Here is a 20374-nt window from a genome sequence, read left to right as displayed (position 1 = left end):
AGGCTAGTCCCGATGAAAATCGCGAGCATGACGGCCCGCGATGTCGGGAATTGCCATGTTTTCATCCTTGCCCATTCCGAAGAAGATCGGTCTGTCCTTCGCGGTCGTCATCATGACGGTGTTCGTCATGATCGGGGTCCTGTGGTGGGCCTTCGCGCGCATCCAGACGACCACGGCGCAAAGCGGTTTCGCTCAGGACGTCTACAGCTCCACGCTCGAGATGGAGGGCGGGGTCCAACGCGAAAACGCCCAGATGCGCGGTTTCCTGATTACCTCGGACGAGGCCTATCTGAAGCAGTATTTCGAGTCGCGTGCGACCGAAATCCAGGCCGCGGCCAAGCTCGACTCGTTGCTGGCGAACGATCCGAAAGCCCGCGCAGCGGTCGCCAGGTCGCATGAGCATATGCAGGAATGGCGTCGCACGATCAGCGATCCGCTGATCGAACGCAGCCGTACCGACCGTGACGGCGCGCAGGCATGGCTTCGCCAGAACAGCACGCGCGTTCGCGTCACCGCGGTGCTTCAGGCGCTGCGCGACGTACGGACGCAGACGGTCGGGCAGCTGGATCGCGTGCGCGCCGCGCGAAAGACGGCGCTGGTCACCGGGCAGTGGAGCCTGATCATCGGCGGCCTGGCGATGATCGGCGTCGCGGTGGCGATGGCGATGCTGCTGGCGCGGGCGCTGGGCCAGCCGATCGTCCGGCTGACCGGCATCATGGAGGACCTGGCGCGCGGTCGTAACGACATCGCCGTCCCCGATGCCGAGCGCGGCGACGAATTGGGCAGCATGTCACGCGCTGTGGTCATCTTCCGCGACGCGGCCATCGCCAAGGCGCGGGCGGATGCAGAACAGAATGAGGTGGTCGGCAGCATCGGCGACGCGCTGGGTCGGCTGGCCAACTCGGACCTGACGGCCCGGCTTTCGGGCTTCCCACCATCCTATGCGGCGATCGAGCGCGACTTCAACACGGCGGTTTCGCGCCTGTCGGGTTCGCTGGCGGCGGTGCGGGTCAATGCCTCCGGCATCACCAGCGGCACGGTGGAAATGAACGAAGCCGCCGACGATCTGGCACGCCGCGCCGAGCAGCAGGCCGCCAGCATCGAGGAAACCTCGGCCGCGATGAACGAGATCGCCCAGTCGGTCACGGCGGCGGCGACCAAGGCGCAGTCGGCGGAGAGCATCGTCCGCAAGGCGAGTAGCGACGTCGCCAATAGCGAGGCGATCGTGCGCCGCACCGTGTCGGCGATCGGCGACATCGAGCGCTCGTCGAACGAGATCGCCGAGATCATCGCGGTCATCGACGGCCTGTCCTTCCAGACGAATCTGCTGGCGCTGAACGCCGGTGTCGAGGCGGCGCGCGCGGGCGATGCGGGCAAGGGCTTTGCGGTCGTCGCCTCCGAAGTACGCGCGTTGGCCGAACGTTCGGCAGAGGCGGCGCGCGACATCAGTGCCCGGATCACCACCACGGTCGACCGGGTGCGCAGCGGCGTGGAACTGGCCAACAAGACCGACGAGTCGCTGCGCCTGATCGCGACCGGGATGCAGGATATCACCGGACTGGTCGAGGCGATCGCGGGCGGTGCGTCCGAGCAGGCGACCAGCATCAAGCAGGTCAATCTGGCGATCAACGACATGGATGGCGTGACGCAAGCGAATGCCGCGATGGTCGAGGAAGTGACCGCCGCTATACGCGCCCTGTCTGCCGAAACGCGCGCACTGGAGGAGCAGATCGGCCGTTTCCGCATCGACGAGGCGGCTGTCGCGCCCTCCGCGCCCGTCATGTCGATACGCCGTGCGGCCCCGGCATCCGCCGCCCCGGTGCGGCGCGCAGCGAGCCCGGTGCAGGGCAACCTCGCCATGAAGCAGAACGACGACGATTGGAGCAGCTTCTGATTATCGCCTGAAGCCCCAGCGACGTGTAAAAAGGTCCGCAATCCCACCCGCCGGATTGCGGACCTTTCCGCATTCCGCGCAGGGCGGGGGCTTCACGCGGCGTGGGGATTGTAAGTCGCACCGCGCCGGTGCAAGCGGCGGGCATGGATATTCCCGCACGCTACGCCGATCTCATCGCCTGGATCGGAGACGGCACCGGCATGGCCGACAGCCTGTTGCACGTCCATGCGGGCATGGCGGTGCTGTTCCTGGCGCGGATCCTGACCCGCAAGTCGCTGGCGACGCCGATCCCGCTGGCGTGCGTCGCACTGGCCGAGGCGGCGAACGAGATCCTCGACCGGCTGCATTACGGGTCTTGGCGCTGGGCCGACACGCTGGGCGACATTGCCAATACGATGTTCTGGCCGACGGTGCTGTTTATCGGCCTCAGGATGCGAACCCCACGCAGCCGACGCTGACCCGGCAGAGGGCTAGCTATCCGGCAGCACCGGTTTCCAGTCCCAGCCCAGCGGATCGCCGTCCATCACCTCGACCCCGGCGGCGAGCAGGGTGTCGCGGATCGCATCGCCCCGCGCGAAATCCTTGTCCGCCCGCGCCGCGCGCCGTTCGACCAGTTGCGCTTCGATCGCGGCTTCGTCCAGCGTGGCGGTCTTGGGACGGGTGCGCAGGTCGGCGCGGGTCAGCGTCGCCAGTTGCAGCCCCAAAGTCGCGTCGAAATCGGTGAGCGCGGCGAGTCGCACGCCCGGCGACAACTTCTTGTCGCCCAGCATCTCGTCCAGCACGGGCAGCGCGCGCGGTGTCGCCAGATCGTCGGACAGCGCGGCATCCAGCCTCTCGCGATAGCGGGCCGCATCGCCCTTTTCGGGTGCATCGGCGCGGGTGCGAAGCCCCTCCACCGTCTGGACCAGCCGTTTCAATCGCACCTGCGCGGCGGCGAGGCCGTCCCAGCCGAACTCCATCTCCGAGCGATAATGCGCCTGAAGGCACATCAAACGGTAAGCCAGCGGGTGGAAGCCGCGATCCATCAGCGCCTGGAGGGTCAGGAATTCGCCCGACGACTTGGACATCTTGCCGGTGCGGTCGACCAGGAAGTTGTTGTGCATCCAGATATTGGCGCCGCTGTCGGCGGTGCAGCCATGCGCCTGGTTCTGCGCGATCTCATTGGGGTGATGAATCTCGCGGTGGTCGATGCCGCCGGTATGGATGTCGAACTGCGCGCCCAGATATTGTTTGCTCATCACCGAGCATTCCAGATGCCAGCCCGGCGCGCCGGGACCCCATGGGCTGTCCCACTCCATCTGCCGATTCTCGCCCGGCGCGGAGGCGCGCCAGATGGCGAAGTCCGCCGGATGCCGCTTGCCCGCAACCGGATCGATCCGGCTCTCGCCTTCGTCGTCCTGATGACGGGCGAGGCGGCCATAATCGGGCACGGTCGTCACGTCGAAATACAGCCCGTCGGGCAGGCGATAGCAATGCTTGGCCTCGATCGCCTTGGCGAAGTCGATCATCTGGGGGACATGCTCGGTCGCCAGCGGAAAGCGGGTCGGCTCGGCAATGCCCAGATCCTTCAGATTCTGCTTGAAAGCGGACGTGTAATGCGCGGCGATTGCCCAGATATCCTGGCCGCTCTTCCGGGCGGCGGCTTCCATCTTGTCGTCGCCCGCATCGGCGTCGGAGGTCAGATGGCCGACATCGGTGATATTGATGATATGGGTGAGCGGCCACCCCTTCCACCGCAACACACGCGACAGCGTGTCGGTGAAGACATAGGCCCGCAGATTGCCGATATGCGCGTAATTGTAGACGGTCGGCCCGCAGGAATAGACGCGCACATTGGCCGGATCGATCGGCCGGAAGGTCTCCGGCGCACGGGTCAGGCTGTTGTATAGGGTCAGCGGAGTGGCGGGTGCAGTCATGGCGCTTGCCTTAGCCATGTCGGCTGCGGCCCGAAAGAGGCCCCGGTCCGGCGGGTACCGGACCGGGGGTGACGCGGTGACAGGGGAGGCACCGTGTCGTTTCGTTCCTGAACCTCAAAGGCCCATGAACATGTCAGGGTGCCCGGCATACGGGAGTTAGCCGGACAGCGATGCTTTTAGGATACGGCGGATCACCACAGCATGGCCGCAACATGACAAGGCTGTTCAATTCCGGGTGTTGGCGACGAATCGAGCAAGCCGGGCGACGGGGCGATTTGCGATGCGACGGGTTGTATTCGGCCGACCGCGCTGCTAGGAGCGCCCCACGATGCGGCCACAGTTGTTCTGCGGCCGCTTTATCCTGTTTTGCCGGAGCAATTCGTTTTTATGCAGATCATCGTTCGCGACAACAATGTGGATCAGGCCCTTCGCGCGCTCAAGAAGAAGCTGCAGCGGGAAGGCGTGTATCGCGAAATGAAGCTCCGTCGCCACTACGAGAAGCCCTCGGAAAAGCGCGCTCGGGAGCGTGCAGCGGCCGTGCGTCGTGCCCGCAAGCTCGAGCGCAAGCGCGCCGAGCGCGACGGCGCCCGGTAAGCGCCCCGGTAAGCGCATCGCCGGACGGCGCCGTGTCCCCCCGCATTGGGCGAGGGGACGGCGCGGTCCGGCACTGGCCGACTCGCATGGCGCGATTCGGCCCGCGCTTGGAGCGCTGCATTCTCTGAACGCCCACGCACAGAGCGAGAAACAGGCATGTCCGTAACCGCTGTTCCCCTTCGTCCCGTCCGGCGTTCCTATCTGGTCTGGATATGGGTTGCGGTGGTCGCGGCCATCGTCGTCGCCGCCTTGCTGGCGCGCCAGGGCGATGCCGCGCTGCTGCGCGAGGCGCGCGGCGCGGATGTCACGACGAACGCGTCGGGCCTTCAATATAAGGTGATCCAGCCCGGGCAGGGCGGGGCGCACCCGACCGCGACGGATGTGGCGCTGGTCAACTATACCGGTCGTCTGATCGACGGCACCGTCTTCGACGCTTCGAAGCAGCCGACGCCGATGCCGCTGTCGAGCGTGCTGCCCGGCTTTGCCGAAGCGCTCAAGCTGATGCCCAAGGGCGCGAAGTACCGTTTCTGGCTGCCGGCCAAGCTCGGCTATGGTGACCGCGCCAATGGCCCGATCCCGGCCAATTCGGAACTGGTGTTCGACGTCGAGATGATCGACTTCATCCCCGAGGCGGTGCTGCGGCAGATGCAGGCGCAGCAGTCGATGATGGGCGGTGGCGTCCCCGGCGGGATGCCCGGCGGTGCTCCCGGCGCACCGTCACCCCGCTGACGCGCACGCCCCTCAACACCGTATCCGATCGAATCATGATCGCCGGAGCCTCACAGGGTTCCGGCGATTTTGCGTTGTGGGGTGGCCGAGAGCCATGTCGGGGAATGCTTTGGCGTCCCAGGATCGGAATGCCAGCTGGCGATGAAGGGGCAAAGTCTGGTTATAGCCGCAAGTCCGGGTGGCGCTCGACTAGGCTGATTCCGTGTTATAGCTCTTACAGGCGGGCGGCAGCGCCCTCTAGGCCCCGACGCGCGCCTTGGTCGCGAATCAGCCCAGCGCGCACGGTGACGTCCGTTTGAACCATCAATGTGATGTCATCCCGCTCCTGCGCCTCGAGACGGAGACGTCGGGGGCGGTGGCGATCGGATGCTTTCCCGTTTGTGCGCAATCTGAAGGATAGTCCGTCAGCGACGATATGTCCTTGGACTAAAAGGGTCAGGCGCGCGGATGTCACGCTGATCGGCCATCAATGTGGGGATGGCAAAGCCGTCATGGCATTCAGGCCGTGCTTGGCTTCCTCCAGCCTTCTGGCTGGAGTTGCGCTTCGCGTCGTAGCGAATCCGACATAAGCACCTCGCTTCACGGCAAAGCACCCATCTTCGCCGGACAAAAAAATAGCGGCCCGAAGGCCGCTATTCCTTTCAACCGTGAGGCTGAAGCAACTTAGTTGCTGTCGGCGTCGTCGTCCGAGTCGGCGACCACGACGATGCCGGCAACGACGGCAGCAGCCGCCAGGACGGCGACGAGGATGCCACCGCCGGCCAGGCCGTTCTTCTTGGCGGTCGGCGCCGAGGCGCGAACCGACTTCGAAACCGAAAGGCTGGCAGCCGGGTTCGCAGCCATTGCCGGAGCAACGGTCATCGAAACGGCGGCAGCGGCGACGAGAAACTTCCCAAGACGCATGTCGAACTCCCTTAATATTTGTCAGTGACGCCCATGGCACGCAGATCGTCCCAAGGCAACCCCACCAACGAGTATGGGACAGTTATGCTCCCACACTGATGCGGCAATGCAACATCACTTTACCGCTCTGCGGCTATACGGTGCTTTGCCGCCAAACGGAATGCCCTGACAAACGTTTCGGCTCGGTAAAGAGACGTCAAGTGGAAAAAATCTCGCGTCCCTGATCTTCCAGCATCAGTGCGGTCAGGCGGTCGCTGTGATAGGCGCCCGTGTCGATCCCGATACGGTGCGGCAGGATTTCTGCCTCTTCGGCAACGGTATGACCATGCACCACCATCTTTTCGAGCGGGGCGCGGTGATCGAGAAAGGGATCGCGAATCCAGCGCGTTTCGGCGAGTTTCTGTTCGGCGATCGGAATGCCGGGGCGAACGCCTGCATGGACGAAGGCATAGTCGCCCAGGACCATGATCTCCTTCAAATTTTCCAGGAATGTCCGATGCTCGGGCGGCACGACGGCGTTCAGCCGCTCGGCGACCTCGGCATAATCGAGCCGCTCATAGTCCTCCGCCGTGACGCCGTAGCTCAGCATCGTCTCGCGGCCGCCGATTCGGCAGAACAGCCGCAGCGCCTTGTCGTCGCCTTCGATCGCGCGCAGGAAAATCTCTTCGTGATTGCCCATGATACAATGGACTTGGGGATCGGCGGCGCACAGGCCGCGCACCCGCTCCACCACGCCCGCCGAGTCGGGGCCACGATCGACGAGATCGCCCAGGAAGATGATGTGTCGCTCGGCGGGCGCGCGGGCGGCGTGATCCGCCTCGATCCGGGTGAGGATGGCGTCAAGCAAATCCAGCCGACCATGGATATCGCCGACAGCATAGACCCGTAGACCGGGCTCCATGGCGGGTACGAAATCAGGAACGCGTTTTCGTAGATTCAACAGCTTGGCAAGCATGGATGGTCTGATGTCCGCTATAGGCGGTTGTGCTTAGTCCCGACCGTCCGCCCGTGCAATGCGACGCGGGGGTCAGCTCTGGTCGGGCCAAAGCCCGCGGGTATCCAGAACGGCCTTGCCCCGACGCTCGTCGAGCGGAACGGATCGGAAGATGTCGTGATCGACCAGAACGATCATCGCCCCGCAAGTTTCCAGCGCGGTGTCGATATCGATCAGCCGCGCGCCCGTTCCGTCAAAGGCGCGGGGCAGGGTAGTGGCATAGGGCTCGACGACGTGGACGCGCTCTCCGAATCGGGCGGCGAGCGCGGCGGCGACCTTCAGGGCGGGGCTTTCGCGGAAGTCGTCGATATTGGCCTTGAATGCCAGGCCCAGGCAGGCGACCGGACCGTCCTGCGCTTCAATCATCGCAGCAGCGCGGGCGATGATGTGGTCGGTCTTGCCGTCATTCACCTCGCGCGCGGTGCGGATCAGTGGCGTGTTGGCGGGATCGGCGGCGACCAGGAACCAGGGGTCGACCGCGATGCAGTGGCCGCCGACGCCGGGACCGGGCGACAAGATGTTGACGCGCGGATGGCGGTTGGCCAGCCGGATCACTTCCCACACATCGACGCCCAGCGTGTCCGCCACCAAGCTGAGTTCATTGGCAAAGGCGATGTTGACGTCGCGAAAGGCGTTTTCGGTCAGCTTGGTCATCTCCGCCGCGCGCGCGGTGGTGGTGACGCACGCGCCGCGTACGAAGCGCCGGTAAAAGGCCAGCGCCTTGCGCGCGCAGCGCGGCGTGATGCCGCCGATGACCCGGTCATTGTCGATCAGTTCGACCAGGATACGGCCGGGCAGCACGCGTTCGGGGCAATAGGCGATGGCCAGATCGGCCTGCTCGCCCGGCCGGGTGGCGCCCGGCAGCTTCAGGTCGGGCCGTTCGCGTGCGATCAGATCGCGCACCTGCTCCGTGGTGCCGACGGGAGAGGTCGACTCGAGGATCACCGTGTCGCCGCTCTTCAGCACCGGCGCAATCGCGCGCGCGGCGTCGAGGACGAAGGTGATGTCGGGCTGGCGATCTTGGGTGAAGGGGGTCGGCACCGCGATGACGAAGACATCGGCGGGTGCGACGGTCAGCGAGGCTTTCAGGCTGCCGCGCGCGACCACGCCCGAGACGAGGCCGTCCAGATCGACCTCCTCGATATGGACGCGACCCGAATTGATCGTGTCCACGACAGAAGGCGTGACGTCGACGCCCGTCACCATCGCGCCGGTCCGCGCGATGACCGCGGCGGTGGGCAGGCCGATATAGCCCAGCCCCATCACCGTGACCGAGAGTTCAGAGTCCAAGGGCATGGGTCATGATCCTGTTGATCCGCTCGGCGGTGTCGCCCGAGCCGAACGGGTTGTGCGCGCGCGCCATGGCGGCGTAACGATCGGCGTCGTCCAGCAACGCGAAGACTTCCGTAGCGATCCGATCCTCGTCGGTGCCGACCAGCCGCGCGGTGCCCGCCTCGACGCCTTCGGGGCGTTCTGTGGTCTCGCGCATGACCAGCACCGGCTTGCCGAGTGCGGGCGCTTCCTCCTGCACCCCGCCCGAGTCGGTCAGGACGATATGCGCGGCGTCCAGCGCGCGGACGAAATGGGGATAATCGAGCGGCGCGATCCGCGCGATGGCGGGGTGATCGCCCAGCACTTCGTCCATGACGGCCACGACATTGGGGTTGGGGTGCATCGGGAACAGGATGCCGACATCCCCCCGATCGGCGATCCGGCGCAGCGCGCGGGCGATCGCCGCCATGCCGTCGCCAAAATTCTCACGCCGATGCGTCGTGGCCAGCACGATCGGCTTGCCCTCCAGCCGCGCCAGCACGGGATCGAGGCCCGAGGCCAGCGTCGGATCAGTTGCAATCCGCTCCTTCGTCCAAAGGAGCGCGTCGATCACGCTGTTGCCGGTGACATGGACCCGCGCCGGATCAATTCCCTCGGCCATGAGCGCGGCGGCGGCGGTTTGGGTGGGTGCGAAGTGGAGCGCGGCGATCGGTGCGATCATCCGCCGGTTCACCTCTTCGGGCCAAGGCTGATAGATGTCGCCCGAACGCAGCCCCGCCTCGACATGGGCGACGGGAATCTTACGATAATAGGCTGCGAGCGCGCCGGCCATGGCGGTGGCTGTATCGCCCTGCACGACGACCATCGCCGGACGCTCGGCATCCATCACTTCGCCCAGCCCGGTCAGCAGCCGCGCGGTCAGCCGGTCGAGCGATTGGCCAGGCTCCATCAGGTCCAGGTCATGGTCGGGGGCGAGATCGGCGATCCTCAGCACCTGATCAAGCATCCCGCGATGCTGCGCGGTCACGCAGACGCGTACCGGCGCCGCATTCGCCGCGCGCAGAGCCCTGATGACGGGGAACAGTTTGATCGCTTCGGGTCTTGTGCCGAAGACGACAAGTATGGGGGCAAGGATCGGGCGCTTCATCGGGCGATTCGTAACCTGTCGCTTTTAAGGACACCCTAATCGCATCCCGGCGGCGCAAGGCTATGTTGCGCTGCACGATCCGGCTAGAGGTAGATTGATCCAGGGAGGTTTCATGACGATCAAGAAGGTTCGCAAGGCTGTTTTTCCTGTCGCCGGTTTGGGTACGCGTTTTCTGCCCGCCACAAAGTCGATGCCGAAGGAAATGCTGACCGTCGTCGACAAGCCGCTGATCCAGTACGCCGTCGAGGAAGCACTGGAAGCGGGTATCGAGCAGATCATCTTCGTCACCGGCCGCGGCAAGGGCGCGCTGGAGGATCATTTCGACATCTCCTACGAACTGGAAGCCACGATGAAGGCGCGCGGCAAGAGCCTCGCGGTGGTCGAGGGCATCCGCCAGAAGCCGGGTTCGCCCGTCTATGTCCGCCAGCAGGAGCCGCTGGGCCTGGGCCATGCCGTATGGTGCGCGCGTGAGATCGTCGGCGACGAGCCCTTCGCGGTGCTGCTGCCCGACGAGCTCATGGTCGGCGGCTTCATGAAGCAGATGGTCGAGGCCTATGACCGGGTCGGCGGCAACGTCATCGGCGCGCTGGAAGTGCCCGACAGCGAAACCGACAAATACGGCATCATCTCGCCCGGCAAGCAGGATGGTCGCCTGACCGAAGTCACCGCGCTGGTCGAAAAGCCCAAGGGCAAGGCACCGTCGAACCTGATGATCCCGGGCCGCTACATCCTCCAGCCCGAGGTCATGCAGATCCTCGACGCGCAGGAGCCGGGCGCGGGTGGCGAAATCCAGCTGACCGACGCGATGGCCAAGCTGATCGGCAACCAGCCCTTCCATGGCTTCACCTTCGATGGGCAGCGTTATGACTGCGGCGACAAGGCGGGCTGGCTGACCGCGAATTTGGCACTGGGTCTGGCGCGCGAGGATATCGGCCCGGCGGTGCGCGCGTTCGCGAAGAACCTGCTAGGCTGATTGAGCTTCAGCGTTGTTGAAGAGGGGCGGGCCGAAAGGTCGCCGCCCCTTTTTCATTTCTCCCCTGCAGGGAGAAATTATGATTACCGCCCGCGCTTATCCGCCCGGCGCGCGAGCCAGCCGAAGGTCAGCAGGATCAGCGTCGGACACAGCATCGTGTTCCAGATGTCGAACCAGCTGGCGGGCAGATTGCCCTCGTCGGTCGCGTAGAAGGGCTGGAGCAGGTCATAGGCTTCGTTGATCGTCTCGATCACCAGCACGGTCAGCCAGCAGCGCCAGTCCCAGGGCTTGCGCCGCATGACCAGCGCCGCGAGGGTCAGGATCGCCACGCCCGCATAGGCGTGGAGCGTACTGTCGGGCAGGCCGGTGACTTGCCCGATCCAGCTCTTGTCGCCAGTCCAGTCGAGCCAGCCATGCGGCGGCGTCGGCCGCGCGCTCATGCCGCCACCGCGACGGCCCGGGCGCAGCGGCAACCGGGGTCCTTGGGCAGGGCCAGCGTGCGGAACCGCATGGTCAGCATGTCGGCGATCAGGATGCTGCCCGCGCTGTCGCGGCCGAACGGAGCCGCCGCGCGCAATGTCTCCAGCGCGGCGAGACTGCCCATCACGCCGGTCACCGGCCCCAGCACGCCGTCATCGGCGCAGGTCAGTCCCGCCTGGTCCGCGGCGTCGCCGACGAAGCAGCGATAACAGGGCTTGTCCGCTTCCCAGCCGCGATAGACCGCCAGCTGTCCCTCGAACTGCCCCACCGCCGCCGAGACGAGCGGGATGCGCAGGCCCAGCGCGGCGTCGGCCACCGCCAGCCGGGTCGCGAAATTGTCGCAGCCGTCCAGCACCACGTCGGCGCCTTCGATCAGCGCGGCGGCATTGTCCGGCGTCACCCGCGTCCGATGCGCCGTGACGGTGACATGCGGGTTCAGCCGAGAGACGTGCGCGGCGGCGGCCTCGACCTTGGGGATCCCACGATCCTCGGTGGTGAAGATGGTCTGGCGTTGCAGGTTCGACGGCTCGACCACATCGTCGTCGATCAGCACCAGTGATCCGATGCCGGCGGCGGCCAGATACTGGATGGCGGGAGAGCCGATGCCTCCCGCACCGATCACCGCGACCCGCGCCTTTTTCAGACGAATCTGTCCGCTTCCCCCGAATTCGCGGAGCACCATATGGCGGGCATAACGGGCCAATTCGTCGTCGTTCAGGATCATCCCGGCCATGTATAGGTGATGACCGTCCGATACCAGCGACCGCCCGGGATCATCGTGCGATGGGCCAGGTGGCGCACCATGCGCTGTGCCGCACCTGCGGTAAATTGTTCGACCGTGGGGCATCCGATGGCGAGCGGCACGATGCTGTCGGCGCTGCCATCGGTGCTGATCCGGATGGCGAGCGGCATGACCAGCACCATCTGCGCCTCCGCCGCCTTGGCCCGCGGGCAGCGTCCGGCTGCCACCTCGTAGCGGACGAAGCGGACCATGTCGGGACCGGCGGGCGGCAGGGTGAGGGAGGAAAGCGTCGACCAGTCATGCGGCGGCTCGGCGGCACCCGCAGCGGCGGGGGGCGTCGCGGGGACGACCGGCGCCGTCGGCACGGTCGCCTGCATCGTGGCGGCGACGAGAAGCAGCGCCGCGATCACCGCCCGGTCGATCCGAAGCCGCCCGTACCCCGCCCGGTCGAGTCGAGTTCATCGACCTGCGCAAGGGTCGCGCGCTGGACGGGGGCGGGGACGAGCTGGGCGATGCGTTCGCCGCGCACCACGTCGAACGGCGCGTCGCCCAGATTGGCGAGGATCACCTTCACCTCGCCGCGATAATCCTCGTCGATCGTCCCTGGCGTGTTGAGGCAGGTGATGCCGTGCTTCAGCGCCAGGCCCGAGCGCGGGCGCACTTGCACCTCGTAGCCCGGCGGGATCGCGATGGCCAAGCCGGTCGCGACGGCGGCGCGTTTGCCGGGCTCCAGTGTCAGCGTCTCGGCCGCGACCACATCCATGCCCGCCGCTCCCGGCGTGGCATAGGCGGGCAGGGGAAGCCCCTCGCCATGGGGCAAGCGTTTGAGGGAAATCGAGATTGGTGCAAGCGTCATGGTTCGCCTTGTAGCGCATCGGCGATACGTTGCGCGAGCCCCCTGGCAACATCGTCCTTACCCATCCGCTCCCAGCTTTCGACGCCCTCGGCGGTGACGAGGTGGACGCTGTTCGCATCGCCGCCGAACACGTCGCCGGATACGTCATTGGCGACGATCCAGTCGGCGCGCTTGCGCAGGCGCTTGGCGACGGCATGGTCGATGACATGCTCGGTCTCGGCGGCGAAGCCGACGACCAGCGCGGGACGGTTCGGTGCGGCGGCAACGGTGGCCAGGATGTCGGGGTTCTCGACCAGCGTCAGCGCAGGGGCGGCACCGCCGTCCTTCTTGACCTTCTGCCCCGCCGCCTCGACCCGCCAGTCGGCGACGGCGGCGACCATGACGGCGGCGTCGGCGGGGAGCGCCTCGGCGACCGCCTGGGCCATCTGACATGCGGTTTCGACGTCAACCCGGCCAACGCCCGGCGGAGTGGGCAGCGTGACCGGCCCGGCGATCAGCGTCACTCGTGCGCCCAGCGCGGCCAGCGCCCCCGCCACCGCAAAACCCTGCCGCCCCGAAGAGCGGTTGGCGATGTAGCGAACCGGGTCGATCGGCTCGTGAGTCGGCCCCGCCGTGACCAGTATATGCCGTCCGGCCAGCGGGCGATGGGCGGGGGCCAGCCTGGCCTCGATCGCCGCGACGATCGCGGGCGGTTCGGGCAGGCGGCCGGGGCCGAACTCGCCGCACGCCATCGCGCCTTCGTCGGGAGCCATCACCTCGACGCCATCATCGCGCAACCGCGCCACGTTGCGCTGGGTCGCGGGGTGAAGCCACATCCGCACGTTCATCGCGGGCGCGACCAGCACCGGCGTGTCGGTGGCGAGCAGCAACGTCGTTGCCAGATCATCGGCATGGCCGTTCGCCATACGTGCGATCAGGTCGGCGGTGCCCGGCGCGACGACCACCAGATCGGCCTCGCGACTGAGCTGGATATGCCCCATCTCGGCTTCGTCCTTCAGGTCCCAAAGCGTCGTGAAGACCTGATTTTCGGATAACGCGGCCAGCGTCATGGGCGTGACGAAATGGCTGCCGCCCTCGGTCAGGACGCAGCGGACGCTGTGCCCGGCCTTGCGCAGCAGGCGGATCAGTTCGCAGGATTTATAGGCGGCGATCCCGCCGCCGACGATCAACAGGATATGGCTCATCGCACGACTCGCGTCACCGTGATGCGGCGCCGGTCGCGCGCGGCGGCGATCAACTCGCGGACCGCATCAGGGGCGAAGACGACACCAAGAAACAATAGCGGCGCGGCCGCCAAGGCAAAGGCCGGGGCGCCGGTCAACAGGCCAAGCAGCGCATAGGCAGCGAGGGTTATTCCCGCCCGCCGCGCCACTGGCTGCCGCCAATGCGCCCAGCCCAGCGCGGCGAGCAGCGCCAGCGGAAGGGCGATCACCGGGGGCAATAGCCCGACTCCGCTCGCCGACGCGATCGCGGCCAGCCACTCGCCCGGCGACTGGGCGGCGATGGGCGAGCTGATGGCGGGGTCGATCGGGCTGATCATCGCATTCAGCCTGTGCGCATGGGCCGCGTAGAGGATTATCGCCATGGCGGTGGCACCGATCCATCCCGTCGCCTCGCGTTCCGCGCCTGCGCGCCAGGCGAGGAACCCCATGAGCAGCGCGTGAAGCAGCGCGACGGGGCTGAGGATCATCGCGACCAGCCCCAGCGCGACGGCGGTCGGCATGGCATCGGGGCGTCGCTGGACCAGCGACAGGGCGATGAACAGGGCAGCCCAGACCTCGGGCACCGCGACCATCGCCCGGTCGAACGCCGGATAGAGGCCAGCGACGAGCAGAATGATCGCCAACGCGCGGGGGCCGCGTCGCTCGAACAGGGGCCAGCACCGGCGCGCCCAGGCTGCGACCACCGCCAATCCGAGCAATACGATCAGCATCTGGTCGACCAGGGGCGGCAGCAATGCGAGCGTCACGGGAAGCGCGGGCAGCGGAACCGCCAGCAGCACGGGGCGCAGTGGCCGCCCATTCTCCCGCAACGCATCGATCGCGGCCGCGTAGAAATCCTGGCCATGCCGCACATGGTCGAGGATCGCAGCCGCGACCGGGGGCAGGCGATCCGTCACCGGGGTGGTATCGCCGCCGGTCCAGAATATGCCGGCCACCAGCATGAGCAGCAGAGCCAGAACTCCGATCGCCATCGGCGGCGTCAGGCCCGACATCCGTCCCGGCTGGCTCAGCCAGAGCGGCCGCGAGGCGCGACGCGTGGGGAGAGGGGGCGCGCTGCCCGGCATTCTTACCGCAAGACGGCCAACGTCGCGGCGACCCCGGCGGCGGCCGACAGCATCGAGATCAGCGCATAGCGCCAGCCGCCGCCGATCCGCACGACCTCGATCTGCTTGAGCGGCGGGGCAGGCGGCTCGCCGCCCGGTGCGGGGTAGCGCGCCTCGATCCGGCGGACCAGATCGGGGAGGCGCGCAATGGTGCGGACATCCTCGATCAGCCGATCGGCGATCTTCGCCTCCGGGCCGAGTTCGGTGCGAATCCATTCCCGCACGAACGGCGCGGCCGAGTCCCACAGGTTGATATCGGGGTCGAGGCTGGTCGCCACGCCCTCCACCATCACCATGGTCTTCTGGAGCAGCAGCAGATGCGGCTGCGTCACCATGTCGAAATCGCGCGTGATCGAGAACAGGCCGTCCAGCATCATGCCGATCGACATGTCTTTGACGGGAAGCCCGCGCATCGGCTCGCCCACCGCGCGGAGTGCGGTCGCGAATTCGGCGACATTGTGGTGCGGCGGCACATAGCCTGCCTCGAAATGAATCTCGGCGACGCGCTTATAATTGCCGGTGATCAGGCCATAGAGAATCTCGGCCAGCCACACCCGCGCGCGCCGGTCGATCCGGCCCATGATGCCGAAATCGATCGCGGCGATCTTGTTGCCGGGCAGGGCGAACAGATTGCCCTGGTGCATGTCGGCATGGAAGAAGCCTTCCGCGATCGCCTGGCGCAGGAAGGCGCGCACCAGCGTCTGGGCGAGGTGCGGCAGGTCGTATCCCGCCTCGACCAGCGCCTGGCGGTTGGACAGCTTGATCCCGTCGACCCATTCGACCGTCAGCACCTTGGCGGTCGAGCGCGCCCAGTCGATCTGCGGCACGACGAAATCGGGCTCGGCGGTCATCGATTCGGCGAGTTCGGAGGCCGAGGCCGCCTCCCGCCGGAAGTTCAATTCACGCAGGGTCCAGCGGCGGAAATTCTCGACTGTCAGACGCGGGCGCAGACGCGCGGCCTCGCCGCTCATCCCCTCGACCTGCGCCGCAGCCCATTGATAGGTGTCGATGGCGCGGGCGAAGTCTTCCTCGACGCCGGGGCGCAACACCTTGACCGCGACCGTGCGGCCATCGGTCGTCACCGCGCGGTGGACCTGCGCGATCGAGGCAGCGCCGACCGGCACCTCCTCGATCGAGGAGAAGAAGTGCGAAGGCGGGCGGCCCATGCTCGCCTCCATCGCGGCGCAGATCGTCGCGAAGGGAACAGGGGGCAGCTGGTCCTGAAGCCGCAGCAGGTCGTGCGCGGCTTCCTCGCCGACCAGATCGGGCCGGGTGGCCAGCGTCTGGCCCAGCTTGATCGCCGCCGGGCCGATCGCCTGGAACGCATCGGCATAAGCGGGCCGGGCGGGCACGCGCGCACCAAAGCGGGCGACCCGCGCCAGCCGCCGCACCGGCGCGGGCGTATTGGGATCGCGCTCGATCCCGCGCAAAGCGCCATGCCGCGCCAGCGTCCGCCCCCATTTGAGCAGACGCCAGAGATGCACCACCGGCTGGGTCATAGGGCGCCCCCCTGATCGGCGCCCGAGCGTCCCTGCATCAAATCTTCCAACCCGAATGGATCGCGACCAGCCCGCCCATGATCGGCTCGACCTTGGTTTCGACGAAGCCCGCCTCGCGGATCATCCGCTCGAAGGTCGGCATGTCGGGGAAGCGGCGGATCGACTCGATCAGATAGCGATAGCTGTCCGCATCGCCCGCCAGCATCTGGCCCAGCTTGGGGACCAGCTTGTGCGAATAGGCGTCGTACACCTCCGAAAAGCCCGGCCAGACGGTGGTCGAGAATTCGAGGCAAAAGAAGCGCCCGCCACGCCGCAGGACGCGGTGCGCTTCCTTCAGTGCCGCCGGAATGTCGGTGACGTTGCGGATGCCGAACGCGATCGTGTAGGCGTCGAAGAACTTGTCGGGAAAAGTCAGCGACTCGGCATTGGCCTCGGTCCAGACCAGCTCGTCGAACCCGCGCTCCGCCGCGCGCTTCATGCCAACCTCCAGCATCGCCGGATTGATGTCGGCCACCGTGATGCTCGCGCCCGACTCGGCCAGGCGGAAGGCGATGTCGCCGGTGCCGCCCGCCATGTCGAGGATCTGGTCGCTGGCGCGGGGCTTCACCCGGCGCACGAAACGATCCTTCCACAGCCGGTGCATACCGCCCGACATGGCATCGTTCATCAGGTCATATTTGGCGGCGACATTGGTAAACACGCTGCCGACACGGGCGACCTTTTCGTCGCGGGGCACATCTTCATAGCCGAAGGACACGGTATCGCTCATGCGCTTGCCCTAGCCCGGCCTTGCTGGCGGGGCAAACGCTACCTAGCTGTTGGGGTAAGGAAACCCAGACAGAGAGCTGATGCCCGAACTTCCCGAGGTCGAAACCACGGTCCGCGGCCTGACCCCGGTGCTCGCGAATGCGCAGCTGACGCTGGTCGAGCCACGCCGCCCCGACCTGCGCCATCCCTTTCCCCCCGACCTGCGCCAACGGATGACGGGGGCGACCGTCACGTCGCTCGGCCGCCGTGCCAAATATGGCCTGATCGACACCGATCGCGGCGACACCATGGTCTTTCACCTCGGCATGTCTGGGCGCTGGCGGATCGATCCGGGCGAGCCGCAGACGCATGACCATCTGTTGCTGGAGACGGCGGCAGGGCGGCGGCTGGCGCTGAATGATCCCCGGCGATTCGGCTTTGTCGATCTGTGGCCGACCGCCGATCTGGCCAGCTATCCGCCCTTCCTGGCGATGGGGCCGGAGCCGTTGGGGCCGGACTTCACCGCCGATTATCTGACCAGGGCGTTGGAGGGGCGGGCGGCGCCGATCAAGGCGATGCTGCTCGACCAGCGGATCGTGGCGGGGCTGGGCAATATCTATGTTTGCGAAGCGCTGCACATGGCGAAGATCACGCCGGGCCGCGCGGGCGGGCAGATTTCCCGGCCGCGACTCGTCCGGCTGGTCGAGGCGATCCGCGCCGTGCTGGAGGCCGCGATCCTCGCTGGAGGATCGTCCTTGCGCGATTATGTGCGGCCGGACGGCGAACTGGGCTATTTCTCCAAGGAGTGGCGGGTCTATGGCCGTGAAGGCGATCGTTGCGAATGCGGGGCCATCGTCCGGCGGCGAACCGATTCGGGGCGCTCGACTTTCTGGTGTGCGACCTGCCAGCGCAGTTGACGGGATGCCCGCCAGCCGGTAAGGGCGGCGGCTTCAAAGCTGGTGCGTCGCGCCGCTATCCCTTTTGATCGAGATTTAGAGGTTTTCATGGCGAACACGCCGCAGGCCAAAAAGCGTATCCGTCGCAACGAGCGTCGCGCCGTCATCAACGGCAACCGCGTCAGCCGCATCCGTACCTTCGTGAAGAAGGTCGAAGCCGCCCTGGCCGCCGGTGACAAGGAAACCGCGACGATCGCTCTGGCCGCGGCGCAGCCGGAAATGGCGCGCGGCGTCGCCAAGGGCGTGCTGCACAAGAACACCGTCGCGCGCAAGTTCTCGCGCCTGACGAAGCGTGTCGCCGCACTGGCCTAAAAGCCTCTCGGTTTCGCGACGAATGAAACCCGCCGGGGGCGGTACCCCGGCGGGTTTTTTCGTGCGCGCGTCACCCCAGCATTAACGCTTTGCGGGCCGTGATCCCTGGGAACAATCCCGCGGTTCGCGCAACGCCAGCTTTATCCGCGATTCGAGCGATTCGGGTTTCGGGCTCCAAACATACGCCTTGGTTAATATCGAGCAATATCAATACGTTGTGAGATAGTTGTACGGGTTTCTGCGGGCTTTTGCCTGTCAATCCGGTTTATTTCAGATTTATGGCCGGAGATGGTCTTGATCGGACCCCGTCATGGCTCATAATCGGTTTCCCAGCGGCGGTGCTTCGTGCCCCGCGTCATGGACATAGCGAAGTGACAGACCGGGTCGAATCCAGTTGATTCGCCGATGGGTAACGTGTCGCCGAGTGGAACAGGGGATCGACCACCCGATAGGGGGTCGGCAAGAGTGGAGTGTACGGGTGACGAATTGGCAGGCGACGCGACCGACGACGGACCAGGCTCGTGCCTGGGCGCGCGTCCGCGCGAACCTGCGCGAATCAGCCGGTGCCCGTCTGTTCGACCAGTGGCTGAAGCCGATGGAGCTGATCGAGGGTGACGAGCCCGACACGGTCCGTCTGGCACTCCCCTCGGCCTTCGCGACCAATTGGGTACGCAGCCATTATGCCGACCGCCTGCACCTGGAATTCAAGGCGGTGCTGCCTGAGGTCCGTTCGGTCGTTATCGAGACTCGCGCACCGAGCAAGGTCGCACGGCTGACCAGCGTCGAGACGTCCGATACCGCGCCCGCCCCGCGTTCCGCTGCCCCTGGTCTCCGGGCGGTTGAGTCGCAGCCGGTCAAGGAAGACGAGCAGCCCTCGCTCTTCGCCGAGTCCGCTCCGGCTCCGCGTCCGGCCCCTCGGGCCAAGGCCGCGAACCTGGCGCCGGTCGCGGCCGTCGCCGCGCCAGCCCTGCGCACGCCAGCCGATCGGCCACCGCTCGATCCCCGCCTGACCTTCGATCGCTTCGTGGTCGATTCGTCGAACCGCGTCGCGTTCAACGCCGCGCTGTCGCTCGCCGAGCCGGGTCCGCCGCGTTTCAGTCCGCTTTTCCTTCATGGCGGCACCGGGCAGGGCAAGACCCATCTGATGCACGCCATCGCCCATGCCTTTCTCGAGTCGCATCCCGACGCGATCGTGCTGTGCATGTCGGCCGAGCGTTTCATGTTCGATTTCGTCGCCGCGATGCGCGCGCGTGACACGCACAGCTTCAAGTTGCGGCTGCGCTCGGCCGATCTGCTGCTGATCGACGATCTTCAGTTCATCGCGGGCAAGGATTCGACCCAGGAGGAATTCTTCCACACGGTCAACGAGCTGGTTGGCGCTGGCAAGCGGCTGGTCATCTCGGCCGATCGTTCGCCCCAGTCGCTGGACGGCGTCGAGCCGCGGATCATCGGTCGCCTGGGTGCGGGCCTTGTCGCCGACATCAAGGCGCCTGACCTGACGCTGCGCCGCACGATCCTGAACCGCAAGGTCGCCGATCTGCCCGAGATCGAGGTGCCCGCCGAGGTGCTCGACCTGCTTGCCTCGCGGATTCGCGGCAATATCCGCGAGCTGGAAGGCGCGCTGAACCGGGTCGTCGCCTATGCGCAGCTGACCGGCGACAAGATCGACCTGGAATTCGCCGTCGCCACGCTGGGCGAGGTGCTACGCGGGGCGCAGCGGCGGATCACGATCGATGAGATCCAGAAGCTGGTCAGCCGCCATTTCGAGCTGAAGCCGCTTGATCTGGTCTCGGCCCGCCGCGCCCGCGCGATCGCCCGTCCGCGTCAGATCGCCATGTACCTCGCCAAGCGCCTGACCACCCGTTCGCTGCCCGAGATCGGCCGCAAGTTTGGCGGGCGCGATCACTCGACGGTGATCTATGCGGTGCGCAAGATCGAGGAATTGCGCGATACCGACCGCGATATCGACAATGCGGTGCGGGTGTTGATGAAGGAACTGGAGGGCTGAGGTTCGTTTGGGCGGGGCGGGGGCGT

21 protein-coding genes are annotated in these 20374 nt (G+C 66.5%); 8 read left to right on the top strand and 13 right to left on the bottom strand.

Annotated elements, in window-relative coordinates:
* Window positions 1-55: 55 nt before the first annotated feature.
* Together GGR45_RS10150 and GGR45_RS10145 are read left to right on the top strand one after the other, a co-directional pair.
* Window positions 56-1894, top strand: a complete 1839-nt coding sequence (locus tag GGR45_RS10150) for a methyl-accepting chemotaxis protein (RefSeq protein WP_175310962.1) — start codon at window positions 56-58, stop codon at window positions 1892-1894.
* A gap of 101 nt (window positions 1895-1995) precedes the next feature.
* A complete protein-coding gene (locus GGR45_RS10145) occupies window positions 1996-2352 on the top strand; it encodes a hypothetical protein (protein WP_343051170.1) in 357 nt (118 codons plus the stop codon).
* A gap of 12 nt (window positions 2353-2364) precedes the next feature.
* On the opposite strand, the gene cysS is transcribed toward GGR45_RS10145, so the two are convergent.
* The gene (gene cysS / locus GGR45_RS10140) at window positions 2365-3810 is read right to left on the bottom strand and encodes a cysteine--tRNA ligase (RefSeq protein ID WP_175310961.1); all 1446 of its coding nucleotides are present in this window, start codon (window positions 3808-3810) and stop codon (window positions 2365-2367) included.
* A 387-nt stretch (window positions 3811-4197) separates the two neighbouring features.
* On the opposite strand from cysS, the gene rpsU reads away from it, so the two are divergent.
* Window positions 4198-4404: a 30S ribosomal protein S21 gene (gene rpsU / locus GGR45_RS10135; protein WP_007404630.1), complete on the top strand. Its 207-nt coding sequence runs from the start codon at window positions 4198-4200 to the stop codon at window positions 4402-4404.
* 156 nt (window positions 4405-4560) lie between these two features.
* Window positions 4561-5133, top strand: coding sequence for an FKBP-type peptidyl-prolyl cis-trans isomerase (locus tag GGR45_RS10130; RefSeq protein ID WP_175310960.1), 573 nt, complete (start codon window positions 4561-4563; stop codon window positions 5131-5133).
* Between the two features lie 663 nt (window positions 5134-5796).
* On the opposite strand, the gene GGR45_RS10125 is transcribed toward GGR45_RS10130, so the two are convergent.
* From GGR45_RS10125 to wecB, 4 genes are all read right to left on the bottom strand, one after another.
* On the bottom strand, window positions 5797-6036 hold the full coding sequence (locus tag GGR45_RS10125) for a hypothetical protein (protein WP_175310959.1): 240 nt from the start codon (window positions 6034-6036) through the stop codon (window positions 5797-5799).
* A 196-nt stretch (window positions 6037-6232) separates the two neighbouring features.
* Window positions 6233-6991 (bottom strand): metallophosphoesterase, encoded by a 759-nt coding sequence (locus tag GGR45_RS10120; RefSeq protein WP_175310958.1) that lies wholly within the window; start codon window positions 6989-6991, stop codon window positions 6233-6235.
* Between the two features lie 72 nt (window positions 6992-7063).
* Window positions 7064-8326, bottom strand: coding sequence for a UDP-N-acetyl-D-mannosamine dehydrogenase (wecC, locus tag GGR45_RS10115; RefSeq protein ID WP_175310957.1), 1263 nt, complete (start codon window positions 8324-8326; stop codon window positions 7064-7066).
* A complete protein-coding gene (gene wecB / locus GGR45_RS10110; RefSeq protein WP_175310956.1) occupies window positions 8310-9449 on the bottom strand; it encodes a non-hydrolyzing UDP-N-acetylglucosamine 2-epimerase in 1140 nt (379 codons plus the stop codon). The genes wecC and wecB overlap by 17 nt, the downstream gene beginning before the upstream one ends.
* Window positions 9450-9561: 112 nt before the next feature.
* Between wecB and galU the strand changes: the two genes are divergently transcribed.
* Window positions 9562-10422, top strand: a complete 861-nt coding sequence (gene galU / locus GGR45_RS10105; protein WP_175310955.1) for a UTP--glucose-1-phosphate uridylyltransferase GalU — start codon at window positions 9562-9564, stop codon at window positions 10420-10422.
* An 83-nt stretch (window positions 10423-10505) separates the two neighbouring features.
* On the opposite strand, the gene GGR45_RS10100 is transcribed toward galU, so the two are convergent.
* From GGR45_RS10100 to GGR45_RS10065, 8 genes are all read right to left on the bottom strand, one after another.
* Entirely contained in the window at window positions 10506-10862 is a 357-nt protein-coding gene (locus tag GGR45_RS10100; protein ID WP_175310954.1) for a hypothetical protein, read from the bottom strand.
* Window positions 10859-11626 carry a HesA/MoeB/ThiF family protein gene (locus GGR45_RS10095; protein ID WP_175310998.1) on the bottom strand — a complete coding sequence of 256 codons (768 nt, stop codon included), beginning with the start codon at window positions 11624-11626 and terminating at the stop codon, window positions 10859-10861. Before GGR45_RS10095 ends, GGR45_RS10100 begins: the two co-directional genes overlap by 4 nt.
* Window positions 11623-12054 carry a hypothetical protein gene (locus GGR45_RS10090; protein WP_175310953.1) on the bottom strand — a complete coding sequence of 144 codons (432 nt, stop codon included), beginning with the start codon at window positions 12052-12054 and terminating at the stop codon, window positions 11623-11625. The genes GGR45_RS10095 and GGR45_RS10090 overlap by 4 nt, the downstream gene beginning before the upstream one ends.
* A complete protein-coding gene (gene dut / locus GGR45_RS10085) occupies window positions 12051-12500 on the bottom strand; it encodes a dUTP diphosphatase (protein WP_175310952.1) in 450 nt (149 codons plus the stop codon). The genes GGR45_RS10090 and dut overlap by 4 nt, the downstream gene beginning before the upstream one ends.
* Complete coding sequence (coaBC, locus tag GGR45_RS10080) at window positions 12497-13684, bottom strand: bifunctional phosphopantothenoylcysteine decarboxylase/phosphopantothenate--cysteine ligase CoaBC (RefSeq protein WP_175310951.1); 1188 nt, start codon at window positions 13682-13684, stop codon at window positions 12497-12499. Before coaBC ends, dut begins: the two co-directional genes overlap by 4 nt.
* The gene (locus tag GGR45_RS10075) at window positions 13681-14715 is read right to left on the bottom strand and encodes a hypothetical protein (RefSeq protein WP_175310950.1); all 1035 of its coding nucleotides are present in this window, start codon (window positions 14713-14715) and stop codon (window positions 13681-13683) included. Before GGR45_RS10075 ends, coaBC begins: the two co-directional genes overlap by 4 nt.
* Window positions 14716-14789: 74 nt before the next feature.
* On the bottom strand, window positions 14790-16325 hold the full coding sequence (ubiB, locus tag GGR45_RS10070; RefSeq protein ID WP_175310949.1) for a 2-polyprenylphenol 6-hydroxylase: 1536 nt from the start codon (window positions 16323-16325) through the stop codon (window positions 14790-14792).
* A 37-nt stretch (window positions 16326-16362) separates the two neighbouring features.
* Window positions 16363-17094 (bottom strand): class I SAM-dependent methyltransferase, encoded by a 732-nt coding sequence (locus GGR45_RS10065; RefSeq protein ID WP_042490299.1) that lies wholly within the window; start codon window positions 17092-17094, stop codon window positions 16363-16365.
* Between the two features lie 79 nt (window positions 17095-17173).
* Between GGR45_RS10065 and mutM the strand changes: the two genes are divergently transcribed.
* From mutM to dnaA, 3 genes are all read left to right on the top strand, one after another.
* Window positions 17174-17989, top strand: a complete 816-nt coding sequence (gene mutM / locus GGR45_RS10060; RefSeq protein WP_175310948.1) for a bifunctional DNA-formamidopyrimidine glycosylase/DNA-(apurinic or apyrimidinic site) lyase — start codon at window positions 17174-17176, stop codon at window positions 17987-17989.
* A gap of 87 nt (window positions 17990-18076) precedes the next feature.
* Window positions 18077-18340: a 30S ribosomal protein S20 gene (rpsT, locus tag GGR45_RS10055; protein ID WP_175310947.1), complete on the top strand. Its 264-nt coding sequence runs from the start codon at window positions 18077-18079 to the stop codon at window positions 18338-18340.
* 478 nt (window positions 18341-18818) lie between these two features.
* Entirely contained in the window at window positions 18819-20348 is a 1530-nt protein-coding gene (dnaA, locus tag GGR45_RS10050; protein WP_175310946.1) for a chromosomal replication initiator protein DnaA, read from the top strand.
* The last annotated feature ends 26 nt before the right edge of the window (window positions 20349-20374 follow it).

This window comes from Sphingomonas zeae (assembly GCF_014197135.1).
Lineage (GTDB): Bacteria > Pseudomonadota > Alphaproteobacteria > Sphingomonadales > Sphingomonadaceae > Sphingomonas > Sphingomonas zeae.
The sequence above is the reverse complement of the archived record's forward strand: the minus strand, read 5'-3'. Positions and strand labels throughout refer to the sequence as shown.

Excerpts from the sequence above, each read along its gene's own strand:
- GGR45_RS10150 (WP_175310962.1), top strand. The coding sequence starts at position 56 with ATGTTTTCATCCTTGCCCATTCCGAAGAAGATCGGTCTGTCCTTCGCG.
- cysS (WP_175310961.1), bottom strand. The coding sequence starts at position 3,810 with ATGACTGCACCCGCCACTCCGCTGACCCTATACAACAGCCTGACCCGT.
- rpsU (WP_007404630.1), top strand. The coding sequence starts at position 4,198 with ATGCAGATCATCGTTCGCGACAACAATGTGGATCAGGCCCTTCGCGCG.
- GGR45_RS10130 (WP_175310960.1), top strand. The coding sequence starts at position 4,561 with ATGTCCGTAACCGCTGTTCCCCTTCGTCCCGTCCGGCGTTCCTATCTG.
- GGR45_RS10125 (WP_175310959.1), bottom strand. The coding sequence starts at position 6,036 with ATGCGTCTTGGGAAGTTTCTCGTCGCCGCTGCCGCCGTTTCGATGACC.
- GGR45_RS10120 (WP_175310958.1), bottom strand. The coding sequence starts at position 6,991 with ATGCTTGCCAAGCTGTTGAATCTACGAAAACGCGTTCCTGATTTCGTA.
- wecC (WP_175310957.1), bottom strand. The coding sequence starts at position 8,326 with ATGCCCTTGGACTCTGAACTCTCGGTCACGGTGATGGGGCTGGGCTAT.
- wecB (WP_175310956.1), bottom strand. The coding sequence starts at position 9,449 with ATGAAGCGCCCGATCCTTGCCCCCATACTTGTCGTCTTCGGCACAAGA.
- galU (WP_175310955.1), top strand. The coding sequence starts at position 9,562 with ATGACGATCAAGAAGGTTCGCAAGGCTGTTTTTCCTGTCGCCGGTTTG.
- GGR45_RS10100 (WP_175310954.1), bottom strand. The coding sequence starts at position 10,862 with ATGAGCGCGCGGCCGACGCCGCCGCATGGCTGGCTCGACTGGACTGGC.
- GGR45_RS10095 (WP_175310998.1), bottom strand. The coding sequence starts at position 11,626 with ATGATCCTGAACGACGACGAATTGGCCCGTTATGCCCGCCATATGGTG.
- dut (WP_175310952.1), bottom strand. The coding sequence starts at position 12,500 with ATGACGCTTGCACCAATCTCGATTTCCCTCAAACGCTTGCCCCATGGC.
- coaBC (WP_175310951.1), bottom strand. The coding sequence starts at position 13,684 with ATGAGCCATATCCTGTTGATCGTCGGCGGCGGGATCGCCGCCTATAAA.
- GGR45_RS10075 (WP_175310950.1), bottom strand. The coding sequence starts at position 14,715 with ATGTCGGGCCTGACGCCGCCGATGGCGATCGGAGTTCTGGCTCTGCTG.
- ubiB (WP_175310949.1), bottom strand. The coding sequence starts at position 16,325 with ATGACCCAGCCGGTGGTGCATCTCTGGCGTCTGCTCAAATGGGGGCGG.
- GGR45_RS10065 (WP_042490299.1), bottom strand. The coding sequence starts at position 17,094 with ATGAGCGATACCGTGTCCTTCGGCTATGAAGATGTGCCCCGCGACGAA.
- mutM (WP_175310948.1), top strand. The coding sequence starts at position 17,174 with ATGCCCGAACTTCCCGAGGTCGAAACCACGGTCCGCGGCCTGACCCCG.
- rpsT (WP_175310947.1), top strand. The coding sequence starts at position 18,077 with ATGGCGAACACGCCGCAGGCCAAAAAGCGTATCCGTCGCAACGAGCGT.